Here is a 757-nt window from a genome sequence, read left to right as displayed (position 1 = left end):
ACCCTGGAATGGCTGCCCCAGGAAACCATTGTCTTCAGCGCCGCCCAGGCCGAACTGACCACCCTGATCGAACTGCAAGGCGATGCCCGGCTGTTCTACTGGGACGTCGTGGCCCTGGGACGCCCGGCCAGTGGCGAGCGCTTCGAGCAAGGGCACTTCCAGGCTCACCTGGATATCCAGCGCGACGGCCGACCGCTCTGGCATGAGCGCCAGCGCATCAAAGGTGGCGACGGCCTGCTGGATTCCCCCATCGGCCTGGACGGCCAGCCAGTGTTCGCCACCTTGCTGGTGACCGGTGAAATCGACAGCCAACTGCTGGAGCGCTGCCGCGCCCTGGAACACCCGGTACGTGGCGACCTGAGCCAACTGCCGGGCCTGCTGGTGGCCCGCTGCCTGGCCAGTGAAGCCCTGCAGGCCCGGGCCTGGCTGATCGACCTGTGGCGCCTGCTGCGCCCGGCGTTGCTGGGCCGCGAGGCCGTGCCGCCGAGGATCTGGAACACATGAAACACCTGCCCTTTTCAAACTGCCCAACGACGGATCGATCACGATGGACCTGACCCCACGCGAAAAAGACAAGCTGCTGATCTTCACCGCCGGCCTGGTGGCCGAACGGCGACTGGCCCGCGGCCTCAAGCTCAACTACCCGGAAGCCATGGCCTATATTTCCGCCGCGCTGCTCGAAGGTGCCCGGGACGGCCAGAGCGTGGCCGATCTGATGCACTACGGCACCACCCTGCTGAGCCGTGAACAGGTGATG

Annotated in this window: 2 protein-coding genes; both read left to right on the top strand. The window is 66.3% G+C overall.

The genetic code is table 11. From position 1 onward, the window contains the following. The coding region (locus Q7C21_RS22230; RefSeq protein WP_375151121.1) for an urease accessory protein UreD at positions 1-504 on the top strand (504 nt) is incomplete at its 5' end. A 43-nt stretch (positions 505-547) separates the two neighbouring features. After that, a partial coding sequence (ureA, locus tag Q7C21_RS22225) for an urease subunit gamma (protein WP_375151120.1) occupies positions 548-757 on the top strand: 210 nt, incomplete at its 3' end.

The sequence above is a fragment of the Pantoea sp. ANP04 genome (assembly GCF_041982285.1).
In the GTDB taxonomy this organism is placed as follows: domain Bacteria; phylum Pseudomonadota; class Gammaproteobacteria; order Enterobacterales; family Enterobacteriaceae; genus Pantoea; species Pantoea eucalypti.
The sequence above is the reverse complement of the archived record's forward strand: the minus strand, read 5'-3'. Positions and strand labels throughout refer to the sequence as shown.